Origin of the sequence: Streptococcus saliviloxodontae, from assembly GCF_016908655.1 — a bacterium.
Lineage (GTDB): Bacteria > Bacillota > Bacilli > Lactobacillales > Streptococcaceae > Streptococcus > Streptococcus saliviloxodontae.
In genome coordinates, this window is sequence record NZ_JAFBEI010000013.1 from 15,926 (window position 1) to 32,795 (window position 16,870).

The 16,870-nt window shown below is 33.9% G+C and carries 15 protein-coding genes; all 15 read left to right on the forward strand.

All coding sequences use genetic code 11. The features are described from left to right. The first annotated feature begins 1 nt into the window (after window position 1). On the forward strand, window positions 2–1,429 hold the full coding sequence (locus JOC31_RS03965) for a flippase (RefSeq protein ID WP_239551645.1): 1,428 nt from the start codon (window positions 2–4) through the stop codon (window positions 1,427–1,429). Then, window positions 1,422–2,426 (forward strand): glycosyltransferase family 2 protein, encoded by a 1,005-nt coding sequence (locus JOC31_RS03970; RefSeq protein ID WP_205016875.1) that lies wholly within the window; start codon window positions 1,422–1,424, stop codon window positions 2,424–2,426. Before JOC31_RS03965 ends, JOC31_RS03970 begins: the two co-directional genes overlap by 8 nt. A gap of 250 nt (window positions 2,427–2,676) precedes the next feature. Then, entirely contained in the window at window positions 2,677–3,624 is a 948-nt protein-coding gene (locus tag JOC31_RS03975) for an alpha-1,2-fucosyltransferase (RefSeq protein ID WP_205016876.1), read from the forward strand. A 10-nt stretch (window positions 3,625–3,634) separates the two neighbouring features. After that, complete coding sequence (locus JOC31_RS03980) at window positions 3,635–4,564, forward strand: glycosyltransferase (RefSeq protein ID WP_205016877.1); 930 nt, start codon at window positions 3,635–3,637, stop codon at window positions 4,562–4,564. Window positions 4,565–4,573: 9 nt separating this feature from the next. After that, window positions 4,574–5,515, forward strand: coding sequence for a glycosyltransferase family 2 protein (locus JOC31_RS03985; RefSeq protein WP_205016878.1), 942 nt, complete (start codon window positions 4,574–4,576; stop codon window positions 5,513–5,515). 10 nt (window positions 5,516–5,525) lie between these two features. Continuing rightward, the gene (locus JOC31_RS03990; RefSeq protein ID WP_205016879.1) at window positions 5,526–6,041 is read left to right on the forward strand and encodes an acyltransferase; all 516 of its coding nucleotides are present in this window, start codon (window positions 5,526–5,528) and stop codon (window positions 6,039–6,041) included. Beyond that, on the forward strand, window positions 6,031–6,762 hold the full coding sequence (locus JOC31_RS03995) for a glycosyltransferase family 32 protein (RefSeq protein WP_205016880.1): 732 nt from the start codon (window positions 6,031–6,033) through the stop codon (window positions 6,760–6,762). The genes JOC31_RS03990 and JOC31_RS03995 overlap by 11 nt, the downstream gene beginning before the upstream one ends. Window positions 6,763–6,772: 10 nt before the next feature. Continuing rightward, window positions 6,773–8,155 (forward strand): hypothetical protein, encoded by a 1,383-nt coding sequence (locus JOC31_RS04000; protein WP_205016881.1) that lies wholly within the window; start codon window positions 6,773–6,775, stop codon window positions 8,153–8,155. 400 nt (window positions 8,156–8,555) lie between these two features. Beyond that, complete coding sequence (gene cps2T, locus JOC31_RS04005) at window positions 8,556–9,728, forward strand: beta 1-4 rhamnosyltransferase Cps2T (RefSeq protein WP_205016882.1); 1,173 nt, start codon at window positions 8,556–8,558, stop codon at window positions 9,726–9,728. An 89-nt stretch (window positions 9,729–9,817) separates the two neighbouring features. After that, window positions 9,818–11,071 (forward strand): nucleotide sugar dehydrogenase, encoded by a 1,254-nt coding sequence (locus tag JOC31_RS04010; protein ID WP_205016883.1) that lies wholly within the window; start codon window positions 9,818–9,820, stop codon window positions 11,069–11,071. A 255-nt stretch (window positions 11,072–11,326) separates the two neighbouring features. Then, the gene (cps2T, locus tag JOC31_RS04015) at window positions 11,327–12,493 is read left to right on the forward strand and encodes a beta 1-4 rhamnosyltransferase Cps2T (RefSeq protein ID WP_205016884.1); all 1,167 of its coding nucleotides are present in this window, start codon (window positions 11,327–11,329) and stop codon (window positions 12,491–12,493) included. Window positions 12,494–12,496: 3 nt separating this feature from the next. Next, window positions 12,497–13,771: a glycosyltransferase gene (locus JOC31_RS04020; RefSeq protein ID WP_205016885.1), complete on the forward strand. Its 1,275-nt coding sequence runs from the start codon at window positions 12,497–12,499 to the stop codon at window positions 13,769–13,771. Between the two features lie 84 nt (window positions 13,772–13,855). After that, window positions 13,856–14,845 carry a stealth family protein gene (locus JOC31_RS04025; protein WP_205016886.1) on the forward strand — a complete coding sequence of 330 codons (990 nt, stop codon included), beginning with the start codon at window positions 13,856–13,858 and terminating at the stop codon, window positions 14,843–14,845. Window positions 14,846–14,851: 6 nt separating this feature from the next. Continuing rightward, on the forward strand, window positions 14,852–15,802 hold the full coding sequence (locus tag JOC31_RS04030; protein WP_205016887.1) for an alpha-1,2-fucosyltransferase: 951 nt from the start codon (window positions 14,852–14,854) through the stop codon (window positions 15,800–15,802). Next, window positions 15,802–16,746, forward strand: a complete 945-nt coding sequence (locus JOC31_RS04035) for a glycosyltransferase (protein ID WP_205016888.1) — start codon at window positions 15,802–15,804, stop codon at window positions 16,744–16,746. Before JOC31_RS04030 ends, JOC31_RS04035 begins: the two co-directional genes overlap by 1 nt. The last annotated feature ends 124 nt before the right edge of the window (window positions 16,747–16,870 follow it).

Here is a 16,870-nt window from a genome sequence, read left to right on the forward strand (position 1 = left end):
AATGAATTTTATTCTTACAATTTCAAACTTTATTTTTCCTTTAATCACTTTCCCTTATGTTTCAAGGGTTTTAGGGGCTTCTGGTCTAGGAGTGGTTAATTTTGCTATTTCTTATATCTCTTATTTCACTATGTTTGGTATGCTAGGCATCCCAACTTATGGTATTCGAATCTGTGCAAAATATCTGGATGATAAAGAAAAGTTGACGAAAACAGTTGTAGAGTTAATCATCGTTAATGCAATTGTCATGTCACTATCAATCGCGATCTTTTTAGGATCAGTAGCAGTGATTCCTAAGTTACAGGCGGACAAAACATTGTACTACATCATGTGTTCGACATTGTTTTTCAACGTACTAGGGGTCGAATGGCTATACAAAGCCTTAGAAAAGTATTCTTATATTACAATACGATCCATTGTGTTTAAGCTGATTTCAATCTTGATTATGTTTTTGCTTGTTCGAGATAGTCAAGATTATGTTATCTACGGAGCTCTAACGATTTTTGCCTCTGTTGGATCCAATCTGATGAATTTTTGGAATTTACGAGATATCATTGATATTAAATTGGTCCGTCGAGTTAATATTACTCAGCACATAACGCCAATTGTCACTTTTTTCTTAATTTCGGCATCATGGACCCTATTTTCAAGTCTTGATACAACACTTCTAGGATTCATGAAAAGTAATGAGCAAGTAGGTTACTTTTCCGTAGCTGTCAGAATCAAACAGCTATTAGCTAGTTTACTAGCTTCCTTTAGTGCAGTCTTGCTGCCTAGGTTAACAAAATTTTATGAAAAAAAAGATCATGATGGTTTTCAACTGTTAGTTAGCAAGGCATTAAATTTCATTTTACTCTTGTCTATTCCATTGACAATCTATTCCATTTGCTATTCTAAGGAAGTTATTTACTTTATCTCGGGAGATGGATTTACAAAGGCTATTTTACCCTTACGGCTCATTCTTCCGTCAGTCTTCTTTATGGGAATTTCTGGATTTGCTGTTAACCAGATCCTAGTCCCTATGAACCATGAAAAGGTTGTTTTGCGCTCTACTCTATTGACTTGTGTTGTCAATATCATCTTAAATTTAATCTTGATTCCATTTATAGGAGCATCAGGTGCAGCGTTTGCTGGTTCAGTATCAGAAGGTGTCTTAGCAGCGGTTCAATTATATGCGATAAGACGTATGCTGAAAAATATTGTAAAGACTATCGGACTAAACAAGATAGCTTTTGCAACTATCCTAGCGCTTGTTCTGTCAGAGTTGTCTTTATCACTTTTAGGTTTTACAAGCCCATTTATTATTTTAGTGGTATCTTCTTTTATCTTCTTTACAGTCTATCTCTTAGTCTTAATCGGACTCAAGGAGAAGTTGGTACTAACAACCCTTCAAACATTTTTAATGAGGTTATTAAAAAGAAATGTCTAATATAACAGTATCAGTAGTTATTCCCATGTATAATGTGGAAGAGTTTTTAGCAGCTAATATCGAGTCAGTGTTGCGTCAAACTTACCATAATATTGAAATTATCTGTGTCGATGATGGTTCGACAGATTCTACCAAAAAAATTTTAAATACTTACCAAGACTCACGAATTTCATATGTTTATCAAGAAAACCAAGGTGTAGGAAAAGCAAAAAATACGGGATTTAAGTTAGCGACAGGTGATTATGTCTTATTCCTAGATTCTGATGATATTTTACCTGACGGAACAATACAAGCTTATGTTGATGCGACAGTTGCTGGAGAAGTAGATCTTGTTATTGGTGATTATTCTTTGATCAATCGTCAAGGTGATATCATTGAGACTGTTCCTGATAATGAGATTACAAGGCTTGAAAAAGGACAGATTCTTGAAGCATCAGATGTTATCTATACCAGTCCTTTTCCAGGTAATAAGATGTTTAGAAGACAATTTTTGCTGGATAATGAACTGATTTTTGAACCAATTCGAATCGCGCAAGATTTAAATCTATTTTTGAGAGTGTTGGCTCAATCTCCTAAGGTCGTTTGTATCGATCATAAAGTTCTATATTATCGTGTTTATGATGGGTCAGTAAGTAAAAGCTATGACGCTCGCTTAAAGGCCATTGCAGAGGTATTTGAGCATGTTGAAGGACAAGGTTATGATTTTTATAAACAACATAGAAGTCTGATAGAGACAGTCAAATACAATCACGTCACTTTTCAATTGATGAAATGCATGAAGATAAGAGACAAACAACTTCGTTCAGAAGTATTTGATTTTTTGATTGGTTTAATTAAAGCTATCCCTGTTGAATTAGTCGACCAAGATCATCTTGTATCAGAAGCAAGAGAATACACTACTGTAGCATTGACATCAAAACAGCAGTTTTTATCGATGAGGATGAGATGGCGTTATCATGGATTCCACAAAAAACAATTTTTCAAAAACTTCTATTAATATGATAACCACTGAGTTTCCAAAATAGTAGTAGAAGTAGTTGTCTTTGTTAATCACAATATAGAATTGAAAGATTTTGTTGACAATTCTTGTATTTATTCGGACTTGGATGATCTCTGCCAAAAATTACTAGCGTTTGAAAATCTGATAAGACGCCAAATTGGGTGGTCAGTATGTCAGATCGTGTAAATAAGGTGAGTCAGATTTATACGGAAGTGATTGAATATTAAAAAATAGATTGAGGAAATAGATGATTTTTTTGGAAATGTATGGCAGAACAGGCAATCAATTGTTTCGTTATGCGATGGCTAGGTCCTTGCAATTGAGCCACTACCCTGAGGAAGAGTTAGTAATAAGTTTTGATCAGATTGACCAAATGGCGCTAGAAGACCCAACATACTATAATGCTTTAGAAGACTATCATGTTGCTCCATATACAGTATACCCTAAGAAAGGAAAGGTTCTTTTTAATGAAAGTTCACTCCTTCAAAAGTTAGTACTAATACCGTATTACGCAGGCTTACGTCGTTTTACTCCTAAACAGATGACGGAACAATACAGATATCAGAAAAAATGGGAGAAATACCTGAATAATCAGGGCTTGTATTGGTTCAGAACTGGCTTTATTAAACCAAAGTATTCTAAAGCTAAACATAAATTCGTATCTGGAAACCTTGAAGCAAAGGCGTATTTTGATGAACATCGAGATATTTTGTTGAAAGAGTTACAACCAAAGTATGCGCCATTACCATCTAACGACGATTTGTACAAGCGCATTGCGTCAACGACATCAGTTTGTTTATCCGTTAGACGAGGGGACTTTGAGAGAGATACTACGATTAAGAATCTTCATAGTATTTGTGACAAATCCTACTTTGAAAGAGCTATCGCTAAAATGAAAGAAATTAATCCTGATGTTACTTTCTTTATGTTTTCGGATGACATTGAATGGGTTAAAGAAAATATTGTGACAGATGCCCCAACTTACTATGAAAGTGGAGATGATCCCGTTTGGGAAAAATTACGTTTAATGAGTTCCTGTCAACATTTTATTTTATCTAACAGCTCCTTTAGTTGGTGGTCCCAATATCTTTCTACGGCTAAAGATAAGCTTGTGATTTCACCCTCTAAGTGGTTTAGAAATGATTATTCGGCAGATCTCATTGAAAAAGATTGGATTTTGATTGATATTGATTAATCGAAAAATTATGGAAATGAATGAAGAATTAATAAGTATTGTAGTCCCTGTATATAATGTATCGGACTATTTAAAACGTTGTGTAGAGAGTTTAATGCAACAAACTTATACCAATATTGAAATTATATTAGTGAATGATGGTAGTACCGATGCTAGTGGAGAGATGTGTGATGAATTGGCAGCATCTGATTCTAGAATAACAGTTGTCCACCAAGAAAATGGTGGTTTATCTGCAGCTAGAAATTCAGGCTTACGAGTTGCCCAAGGAGACTATCTAATGTACGTCGATTCAGATGATTATATTGCATTAGATAGCTGTGAATCATTTTTGCCTTATTGTGATGGTCAAAATGATATTATTTTAGCAGACTGTCAAAAAATTGATGGCGATGCAGTTTCTTATATCGAACACACTCATGCTACTCCCGGTAAAGTTTACCATTCGCGAGATTTCGTGATTGAGGCTATCAAGTCAAATGAATGGTATGCGCCTGCCTGTTTTAACCTCTATAGAAGACAATTTTTAATTGATAACCACTTGTTTTTTAAACAAGGGATTCTATTTGAAGATGTACAGATGCTCCCAAGATTGTATTTAGCGGCAAATAAGGTTGTTTATTTGAAAAAAGTGTTTTATCATTATATTATTAGGGAAAATTCTATTATGACATCTGTCCAACTTGATCGTAATCAAAAACATTCGCTTCAAGTGTATAAAGACTGGTTCGATATTTTAGAAACTGTTGATGATAAAGACTATCGTCGCTATTTAGATGGTGTTTGGGTAAAGTATTACCTCAGCAATTGTAGATCATGGAAAATAAAAGGCTGGCAAATTGAAAGCATGCCCTTCACGTTTGCATTAAAAAGGGCCTTGAATGTAAAAGAGAGAACTAAAGTGTTATTATTCCAGTTTTTCCCATCGTGGTATATTAGATAAGGGAGAGTCATGAAAAAGATTAGCGTTATAGTTCCTGTTTACGGTGTGGAAGACTATCTTGAAACTTGTTTGGAAAGTATCATTACACAAACATATTCAGAATTAGAAATTATTCTTGTTGATGATGGTTCGACAGATAGGTCGGGTCTGATCTGTGATGAGTATGCTCAGAAAGATGAGCGTATTACGGTTGTTCATAAATCTAATGGGGGTTTATCGGATGCTCGAAACTGGGGGATTGATAGATCCACGGGAGACTTTATCAGTTTTGTAGATAGTGATGATTTTCTCTCTCCTTATTTTTATGAGCATTTGATTAAGTGTCAAGAAAAGTATCACGTTGATTTAGTATCTTGTGGTCGTTATCTAACAGACGAGCATGGTGCTACCAAAGCTATGGCTTTTGGTTCAAAATCAAAGCAGTTTACGGTGAGTGAAGCCCTCACAAGTGTCTTTCGCTCTCAAGAAATAGATGTTGCTGCCTGGGATAAATTATACCGTAGATCCTTATTTACTGATATTCGTTTTCCTGTTGGAAAAAATTGTGAAGATATTGCGACGTTTTACAAGTTATTTGAAAAAAGTGGAGCCATTGCCCATTCTGGCACTTATGATTATTACTATCGAGGACGTCCTGAAAGTATTAGTCAGTCAACTGTTTATCGTACTCGAGATAGGGTCAATCTAGAAAATCATTTGAGTGAACTGTCAACTTTTATTAGTCATCATTTCCCCGATTTACATTCGGAATTTAATTACTATTACGCAATGAATGTCTACTATTTATTGCATAGATGTTTGATGAGTCATTTCGAAGATAAAAAGGATGAAAAGCATTATTTACAAAAGCAATTGAGGCAGTATAACAGCAGTTTACTAAAACATCCAACACTACCGATTAAGGATAAAGTTATTGCTCAATTGATGCTGTTGAATTTATATAAGAATTGAAAGAGGAATTATGGCACACGGACATATTTTATTATATTACCGCTATAAGAATAAGTGGGACCGTATGTTGTGGAAGTTACTTTACAAAAAGAGAGTCGTCTTGGGAGAAGGAACGATTTGGCGAAATAGAGTAGTGATACATGCAATGGATCATGGAAGAGTGTCAATTGGAAAAAACTGTTTTTTGAATTATGGCTCAACTATTTTTGCTAAGGAAAGTGTTTCTATTGGAGATGATACAATAATGGGAGAAAATGTCAAAATTTACGACCATAATCATCGTTTTAATCTAGAAGCTCAACTTATTCGAGAGCAAGGTGATATCACTAGTCCCGTTAAGATTGGACGTAATTGCTGGATTTCTAGTAATGTCATGATACTTAAAGGGGTTACCGTAGGTGATAACGTCGTTATTGGCGCTAACTGTGTGATTACAGAAGACATTCCATCAGATCATATTGTCAGATTGGATTCTTCCAATTATGTCATGGAAAAAATTCGAAAGGTCAGAGGTAATGATTCCTAAAAAAATACATTATTGTTGGTTTGGTAAAAAAGAATTGCCAGATTCCGTAGAGAAGTGTATTGCTTCTTGGCGTCGTTATTGCCCAGACTATGAGATTATTAGATGGGATGAAACTAATTTCGATGTTGATAGCCTACCATTCACCAAACAAGCCTATGACAATAAAAAATATGCGTACGTTTCAGACTATGCAAGATTGCATATTATTTATCGTGAAGGTGGAATCTATCTTGATACAGATGTTGAACTGATTAAGTCCTTAGATGATTTATTGTCATTGGATGGCTTTTTAGGCTTAGAGGAAATCTCAAGAGTTAATACAGGTCTAGGATTTGGAATGGTAGCAGGACATCCATTTCTAGAACAAAATATGTCATTTTATCACTCATGGACCCCAGAAAATAATTTTCCAACTTGTGTAACGGTTACCTCATCACTTTTAGAGGGCTTAGGTTTATTACCTCAGGATACGAAACAAGAGATTGATGGTGTGGTTATCTTACCGACAGATTACTTGTGTCCACGTTCTTATTTTGGAAATCCAGATAGATTTACAGATAATACCTACTCTATTCATCACTATGACGAAACTTGGTTAAGTCGGAAAGATAAACTTCTTATTTATTATTACGATCATCTTCAGTCAACGATGATAGGAAAAATTGTTTCTGGTATCAAAAAGGGTCTGTCTGCATGTAAACGACAGTTAGAAAAGAAATAGGGGGTTGATCTTGGATAAATCATTGAAATTTTCATTGAGTTATTTTAATATTTTTGTTATAGTAACTTTCTTAATTATGCTTTTAGAAGCTTTCATTCCTCTTAGCCCAATAGCCTATTCGGTCTTGTTGCTGATTGTTGTTTTAGGAGCCTATCATATCAATCACCTTCCGACAGCGCTCTTGTATTTTATTTTATTCACCTTAGAGTCCCAATTTTATATTAGTGCTGGAACCGTAGCCATGCACATATCTTATTTAAGTGATTTGCTATTAATTGCAATGATAGCAAAATTATTATTGTCCTATCAAGTTCAGAAACTGCCAACATTTTTGAAATTAGCATTTTGGATTTGGGTTATCTTTTTCACGATAGGCTTTTTGACAAATATGGTAGTTACCACAACGCCATTGTTATATGTGTTTGGCTTGAGAAATAACGTACGATTCATAGCCTTGTTTTTAATCAGTTCGATTGTACTTAACAAGTCTTTAATTAGCAAATTTTGGTCACTGTTTTCAATTGCATTTCTTTTTAATGCTCTCCAAGTAGTCATTCAATATCTTGTATATGGTTTTACGATGGATAAAATTGGGGGGATATTCGGGACAACAATCGGTTCAGCTAATACCTATATGCACATCTTTTTATTGGTGTATGTTGTTATGGCTGTTGTGTACAATCATTACAATAAGCTGAATTTTTTGAATTTGGTTTCAATAGTAGCAGTTGTTATTTTTATTTCTGCCATCGCAGAATTAAAAATAATGTTTATCGAATTAATTGTTGTATTGCTTCTATCCTACCTTTATGGACAGTTAACATGGCGTAAAATAGCCAATTTGGGTGTGCTATTTTTGATCTTTGGAGCATTGTTCTCTGTTGCAATTCCAATTCTTTATCAGCTATTCCCTGACTTTAATAACTTTTTTAGCCTAAGTAAAATTATTCAAACGGCTACTAATAGCTATACTGGTCAACAAGACTTAAGTCGTTTATTTGCAATTTCAGACATAAACAAGTTTTTCTTTCATTGGGCCTTGTTGCCAAATCTTTTTGGAATCGGTTTAGGATCAGCAGAAGTTTCGAATACTAGTCTATTGATGAGTCAATTTTATCTCGCAAACTCCTCTAGTCACTATGATTGGTTCAGCCTTGCCTTTTTATTTATTGAAACTGGTTTTTTGGGATTGGTACTTTATTTGATGCCATTTGGCATTTGTTGGTATATCCTATTGAAATCAAGAGCAAGGGATAGTTACCACTCATTGAGTCTTGTCTTATTAACCTTGATACCTGTTATTATGATGTACAACAATACATTGAGAATTGATGCGGTTTATATGTTAGCTATTCCTTTATCATTTGGAATTTCAAGTTTATTGGATAGTTAGTTGTTTGATTATAGTTACATTAAAAAAGAGAACACTTATAAAGGTTCTCTTTTTATTTGTCCTTAAAGGGATGTTGATACTGTTGAGTAGTTGCTATTAGTAATCTAGTGGTTTTAGATTTCTAAAAGGAGTAATAGCAACAAAGGGTTAAGCGGCTAAACATTATGCAGCATTGACAGTTAATTTTCCTTATATACAAAGTCAATTGGTTTGATAATAGTATCTTGATTAAAAACTATTTTAGTTATTTTAAAAAGATATCAGCAACACACAATATCATGTTATAATAGAATTTGAGTGAATAACGTTCAGGAAAAGTGCCTGATTATCATTGCCATATATGCTGTATTTCTATAATCTTTGGAAAGACCATATAGGTTATGTAAGAAAAGGAGAAAAAGTGAAATCAGTTTATATAATAGGATCTAAGGGAATTCCAGCAAAATATGGTGGTTTTGAAACCTTTGTAGAGAAATTAACTGAGTATCAGAAGGATTCAGGAATTCATTATTATGTTTCTTGTACAAGAGAGAATTCAGAAAAATCAGGAATCTCAGAAGATATCTTTACACATAATGGAGCCACCTGCTTTAGTGTTGACGTTCCCAATATCGGACCAGCTAAAGCTATTGCTTATGATATCGCTGCTATGAAGAAAGCTATCCAATTATCAAAAGCTAATAAGGATGAGAGTCCGATTTTCTATGTTTTAGCTTGTCGTATAGGTCCTTTCATCAGTAAGTTTCGTAAGGAGATTCATGAGTTGGGAGGGCAATTATTTGTCAATCCAGATGGCCATGAATGGTTGCGAGAAAAGTGGAGCCTTCCTGTTCGTAAATATTGGAAGCTCTCAGAGTCTCTGATGGTTAAGTATGCTGATTTACTGATTTGTGATAGTAAGACGATTGAGTCCTATATTCAGAAGGATTACGCCAAGTATTGTCCTAAGACTACTTATATCGCCTATGGGACTGATTTGTCTAGATCACAATTAAAGAATGATGATCCTCATGTTCGCTCTTGGTTTTCAGAAAAAGATGTCTCAGAAAATGAGTACTATCTTGTAGTAGGCCGATTTGTTCCTGAAAACAATTATGAAACAATGATTAAAGAGTTCATGAAGTCAGGTTCGGAGAAGGATTTTGTGCTTATTACCAATGTTGAAGAGAATGCCTTCTATGATAAATTGAAAAAAGAGACAGGATTTGACAAGGACAAGCGTATTAAATTTGTTGGAACGGTCTATGATCAAGAGCTATTGAAGTATATTCGAGAAAATGCCTATGCCTATTTCCATGGTCATGAGGTAGGAGGGACCAATCCATCCCTTTTAGAGGCTCTTGCTTCGACAAAATTAAATTTATTGTTGAATGTAGGCTTCAATCGTGAAGTAGGTGGAGATGGTGCGGTCTATTGGGATAAAGCAAGTCTTCATCAGGTGATTGACAGTTGTGAAGAAATGTCTTCTGCTGAAATTATTGTTATGGATAAACTATCAACAGAGCAAGTTTTGAATCGCTTTACATGGCCTTTTATTGTTGATGAGTATGAGAGATTGTTACAAGGCAAATAGACTAGGCTGCAACTTGGAAAAATTTAAAAGTCTTTATTTACAGAAAATGGATATTTGGTTCAGAAAGGAACTATGAGATAATAAGAACTATGGTTAAAACGAAATATAATATTGCAGTTGCAGGAACAGGTTACGTTGGCTTGTCTATTGCAACACTACTAGCACAATACAACCATGTTGTAGCAGTTGACATTGTACCCGAAAAGGTAGATCTTATAAATAATAAAAAATCTCCTATTCAAGATGATTATATCGAGAGATTTTTATCAGAAAAAGAATTGGACTTGGTGGCGACTACGGATGGAAACAGTGCCTATAAGGATGCTGACTTTATTGTTATTGCTGCGCCAACAAACTATGATAGCGAACGTAATTATTTTGATACTAGTGCTGTTGAGAGTGTTATTGAACAAGTACTAGCGGTCAATACCAATGCTATCATGGTTATAAAATCCACAATTCCTGTCGGTTTTACAGAGCACGTTCGTCAAAAGTATCAAACCGAAAATATCATCTTTAGCCCTGAATTCTTAAGAGAGTCTAAGGCCCTGTATGATAATCTCTATCCAAGTAGGATTATTGTTTCAACTGATTTGTCTAATCAGAGTTTGACAGAGAAAGTTGAAATATTTGCACAGCTTTTGCAATATGGCGCGGAAAAGTTAGAAATTGACACCTTAATTATGGGCTTTACTGAAGCTGAAGCAGTTAAATTATTTGCAAATACCTACCTTGCCCTGCGCGTCTCGTATTTCAATGAGCTTGATACCTACGCCGAGATGAAAGGTTTGGATACACAGGCTATCATCAATGGTGTTGGCTTGGATCCTCGTATTGGGTCAGACTATAATAATCCTTCATTTGGTTATGGTGGTTATTGTCTTCCAAAAGATACAAAGCAGTTGCTAGCTAACTATAATGATGTGCCACAAAATATGATGACTGCTATTGTAGAATCTAATCGAACACGTAAGGATTTTATTGCAGATCAGGTCCTAAAACTAGCTGGATACTATGCCTATACTCAATCAGGTAGTTACTCATCGGTACAAGAGAAAGAAGTAACGATTGGTATTTATCGTTTGACGATGAAAAGCAACTCAGATAATTTCCGTCAAAGCTCCATCCAAGGAGTCATGAAGCGTATTAAAGCAAAAGGTGCCAATGTCATCATATATGAGCCAACGCTTGAAGATGGGACAACTTTCTTTGGCTCAAAAATTGTAAATGATTTGGCAACATTTAAAGAATTAAGTCAAAGTATTGTTGCTAATAGGTATAGTTCAGAGTTAGATGATGTTAGCGAAAAAGTTTATACTCGCGATATTTTTAGACGTGATTAACTGTGTTTTCATTGTTTGGTAAAAAAATTATCTATATTAGGGTTTGAAAGATATTTTTACAATATGCAATAGATAAATTTTCTTTGAAAATTGTAATACTATTTAAAAGATTCTGTTAACAACACACAATATCATGTTATAATAGAATTTGAGTGAATAACGTTCAGGAAAAGCGCCTGATTATCATTGCCATATATGCTGTATTTCTATAATCTTTGGAAAGACCATATAGGTTATGTAAGAAAAGGAGAAAAAGTGAAATCAGTTTATATAATAGGATCTAAGGGAATTCCAGCAAAATATGGTGGTTTTGAAACCTTTGTAGAGAAATTAACTGAGTATCAGAAGGCTTCAGAAATTCATTATTATGTTTCTTGTACAAGAGAGAATTCAGAAAAATCAGGAATCTCAGAAGATATCTTTACACATAATGGAGCTACCTGCTTTAGTGTTGACGTTCCCAATATCGGACCAGCCAAAGCTATTGCTTATGATATCGCTGCTATGAAGAAAGCTATCCAATTATCAAAAGCTAATAAGGATGAGAGTCCGATTTTCTATGTTTTAGCTTGTCGTATAGGTCCTTTCATCAGTAAGTTTCGTAAGGAGATTCATGAGTTGGGAGGGCAATTATTTGTCAATCCAGATGGCCATGAATGGTTGCGAGAAAAGTGGAGCCTTCCTGTTCGTAAATATTGGAAGCTCTCAGAATCTCTGATGGTTAAGTATGCTGATTTACTGATTTGTGATAGTAAGACGATTGAGTCCTATATTCAGAAGGATTACGCCAAGTATTGCCCTAAAACGACTTATATCGCCTATGGGACTGATTTGTCTAGATCACAATTAAAGAATGATGACCCTCATGTTCACTCTTGGTTTTCAGAAAAAGATGTCTCAGAAAATGAGTACTATCTTGTAGTAGGCCGATTTGTTCCTGAAAACAATTATGAAACAATGATTAAAGAGTTCATGAAGTCAGGTTCAGAGAAGGATTTTGTGCTTATTACCAATGTTGAAGAGAATGCCTTTTATGATAAATTGAAAAAAGAGACAGGATTTGACAAGGACAAGCGTATTAAATTTGTTGGAACGGTCTATGATCAAGAGCTATTGAAGTATATTCGAGAAAATGCCTATGCCTATTTCCATGGTCATGAAGTAGGAGGGACCAATCCATCCCTTTTAGAGGCTCTTGCTTCGACAAAATTAAATTTATTGTTGAATGTAGGCTTCAATCGTGAAGTAGGTGGAGATGGCGCGGTCTATTGGGATAAAGCAAGTCTTCATCAGGTGATTGACAGTTGTGAAGAAATGTCTTCTGCTGAAATTATTGTTATGGATAAACTATCAACAGAGCAAGTTTTGAATCGCTTTACATGGCCTTTTATTGTTGATGAGTATGAGAGATTGTTTAGATAAACTATGAAAATTTTACATTATACTATAGGTTTCCTACCAGAGAGAACTGGAGGATTGGTGAATTATGCGTTTGATTTGATAAATGAACAAATAAAGCAAGGTCACCAAGTTTCGGCTCTATACCCAGCAAATCAGGTTTTATTTTCTGAAAAGGTTAGAATTAAAGAAACTAATAAGAAATCTGATTTTAAATGCTTCGAGCTCTACAACAGTTTGCCTATGCCGCTTTTTGGTGGTATTAGCGAGCCAGAGCGATTTATGACAGAAGCTAATATAGAGACTTACAAAGCATTTTTAATAGCCAATGAGTTTGACAGCATTCATGTTCATTCCTTAATTGGATTACATAAAGAATTCTTTGAAGCAGCGAAAATGCTGGGGGTTTCTATAGTTTATACGACCCACGACTATTTTGGGTTGGCTCCGATTCCATCTTTTTATTACAACAAGCATTCTTTTGATGATGAGAATACGAACTTAGCTTGGAATATCATGTCTGCAGATGCTTTGAGTGTTTCAAAGTTAAGAATCTTTCAACATTCCTATTACCCTTTAGTTAGAAAAATATTGAAGATGCTTAATAGGAACCCTAAGCATGTTGCTTATCGTGATATTGATGACATCAGTGAATCAACTAATTATTCTTCCTTGAGAAACTACTATAAAGATATCTTCTCAAAGATTGATGCGTTTCATTTCAATTCAGAGTTAACAAAGGAAGTTTTTACAAAAAACCTACCTTTTACAATTAAGGGTGATGTTATCTCAATCACTAACGCAACAATAAAGAAACATGATATAGAAAAAAAACAAGCTACTAAAAAAACGATTGCCTATATTGGTCCAGATGAGGAATATAAGGGATATTTTGATTTTTTGGAATTTTCTAAATCAGTGAACCTAGAGCAGTATGACGTACAAACTTATGGGCATTACCCAAATGAGTGGGCCTATGATTTTATTCAACAAAAGGGGCGTTTTCAGTCATCGGAGCGAGATAGCGTTTATCAATCGATTGATATCCTAATCGTTCCGAGTCGTTGGAAGGAGACCTTTGGTTTGATTGTTTTAGAAGCCTTATCTTATGGGGTGACTGTACTTGTAAGTGATAGCGTTGGGGCAAAAGATCTCGTTGCTTCAGAAAATCGCTTCAAGGAGTTGAACTCTGTTGATTTAAGTAAAGTCAACAGTCAAAAGGTTCAGACCATCAAAACAATGAAACAGCATGCTGAAGAGATGACAGGATGGTATTCAAAAGTTCAAAATGAAAAAAATTAGAGAAGCTTTATCATTACTTGATTATTCTCGGATAAAGTTACTATCAGTAGTTTACAGTTTGAATTTTCTCAGAGAGGTAGTTGAATGGAAAAAATAGATTTTGTTGTTACATGGGTTGACGGATCTGATCCAGAATGGTTGGCCCAGAAGAATGAGTTTGCGACTGGTAGTGATGAAAAATTAAATTCGGATTCTCGTTATCGTGATTGGGATATCTTTAAATACTGGTTTCGTTTAGTTGAGAAGAATGCTCCTTGGGTTAATAAAATTTTTTTGATTACAGCAGGCCACTTACCAGAATGGTTAAATATAAATAATGAAAAACTAGTTGTTGTTAAACATTCTGATTATATTGATGCTCAGTATTTACCGACTTTTAATTCCAATGTTATTGAGTTGAATATTACCAATTTAAAAGATTTGTCAGAGCATTTTGTCTTATTTAATGATGATATGTTTATCATTGATAAAGTATCACCGGAGGATTTTTTCAAAAACGGACTCCCTCTTGATACCGGTATCTTTAGCCCTATCGTTCCGATTTCTGGAACAGTTTCCAACACACTTGTTAACAATGTTGCAATAATTAATAAGAAATTTAATACTAGAAGTATTTTGAAAAAAAACTTTACAAAGTATTTCAATTTTAAGTACGGAATACATAATGTTAAAAATATTTGTGTTCTTCCTTGGTCAAATATTCTTGGATTTTATGATACTCACATTCCGGTTTCTTATTTGAAATCAGAGTTTTTAGAAGCAACTGAATTTGCAAAGGAAGAGGTCAAACTTGCCTCTAAAAATAAGTTTAGAAATCTAAATGACATTAGTCATTGGTTTGTCAGATATTGGCAATTATCAAAAGGACAATTTAAACCTAGGTCAATCCATTTTGGGAAAATGTATGGAATTGAAGAGGAAATTGAAAAAATTGAACAAAATATGAAATCTTCCAGACATAAACTCGTATGTTTGGAAGATGGAGAATCTGTTCTAGACTTTAAAAGTTCTAAAGAAAAAATAGTCAAACTATTCGAAGAAGTTTTTCCAGAGAAGTCGAAATTTGAAAGGTAATAGATTATGATTTATACGGAATTGTATGGGAGATTAGGTAACCAAATGTTTCGTTATGCGATGGCTAGATATCTTCAGTTAACTCACTATCCTAGTGATGAAATTTGTTTAAGTTATAATCAAATTGATGAAGCTGGGAAAATAGATCCGACTTTTTATCATTCACTGGAAGATTTCAATATTAGTCATACAATTACTTACCAAAAATCAGGAAAGGTCATCTTCAATGAGTCATCAATCATTCAAAAATTACTCGTCATACCATATTATTTAGGATTGAGAAAATTTTCTCCTGAACAAATGATTGAACTGGTAGAGTATGAAACAAAGTGGACAAATCTACTTGAGAAAAATGGTGTTTATTGGTACAGGAGAAACCTTCCTAAATCAATACCTAGTGGAGCTAAGAATAAATTTGTTTCAGGTAATTTTGAGTCACCTATTTTTATTGATACTATTCGTAAAGAATTACTTTCTGAATTCACTCCTAAATTTGACTTATTAGAAAAAAATAGAGATTTATTTGAAATTATTTCTACAAAAGAATCTGTTTGTGTAAGTATTCGAAGAGGTGATTTTGAATCAAATCCTGAAGTGAGTGGTTTACACAGTGTATGTGACAGAATTTATTTTGAAAAGGCTGTATCCAAAATGAAAGTCTTACTTAAAAATCCTGTATTCATTTTATTTTCAGATGATATTGAATGGGCTAAAGAGAATATTATAACTGAGAGTGAGACCTATTTTGAAGATGGAGCCGATCCTGTATGGGAGAAAGTACGATTAATGAGTTCATGTAAACACTTCATAATTTCAAATAGTAGTTTTAGCTGGTGGACTCAATGGCTTTCAACAAATGAAACTAAAATAGTTATATCTCCTTCGAAATGGTTCAACAATGATTTTGATTGCCCTCTTATTGATAAAAATTGGGTATTGATTGATAAGGAGATGTGATGACAAAATTTATAGATGCATCGGTGGTTCTAGCAACATATAATGGTGAAGAATTTCTTTTGGCACAACTGAATTCAATTATAAATCAAACAAAAGTTCCAAGAGAAATTGTATTTTTAGATGATGGTTCTACAGATGCGACATTAAAGATTATTGACACTTTTTGCAGAAACTTACCTCAAGAGATTAGTATTCAAAAAATTTTAAGAGAAACGAATATAGGGTATATCAAAAATTTTCTGGATGGCATTGATAGAGCTAATTTTGATACAATTTTTTTGTGTGATCAAGACGACTTATGGGAAGTGAATAAAGTAGAAAAAATTCTTGATTTTTTTGAAAGTCACAACGACTGTATAGCGCTTCATTCAAATACAAAAATTATTGATCAAAATGATAGAGTTATTAAAGAAAATGGGCAAGAGTATCATGGGGTACAAAAAATCTCATTAGAAAATTTTATTACTAAGGTGAATTATCCTGGTATGGCTCTTGCCTTTAAAAAAGACAAAATTGGCAGAGAATTACAGGAAATCAATTTATCAGGAATTCAATTACCTACACATGATTGGGTCATTTGCTACCTTGCTAGCCTTCAAAATGGATTTTTCACCTCTGATATAGTTTTGACAAGACGACGATATACAGGGAAAAACGTAGCACTGCAACTTGAACCCCAAAATGGAAAAGAGAGCAGAATTGATGGTATTAATCTTTATATGACTTATTATCATTTTGTTGATGAATACCAAAAGATAGCATCAACTCAGATAATTGATACTAAGAAGTTAATTGATACATCTGAAATTCGTGTGAATTATTTAGAGAAAAACTCAGTGATGAAATGGTTATTCAATATTAAATCTTGGAGATACTATCCGAGTTTTAAGTCATATTTAAATGATGGGATTTTTATCTTCAAAGATAAGAAAAATTTATTTTAGATTAACAGTCATTTTTTAGATAATGGGAGTTTATTTAGTGCTAAGATTTTCTTTAATATTCATATTTTATTTATTCATATCAATTGTGTATTGTGCTGTTTTTAAGCAGAAAAAATCCTCCTTA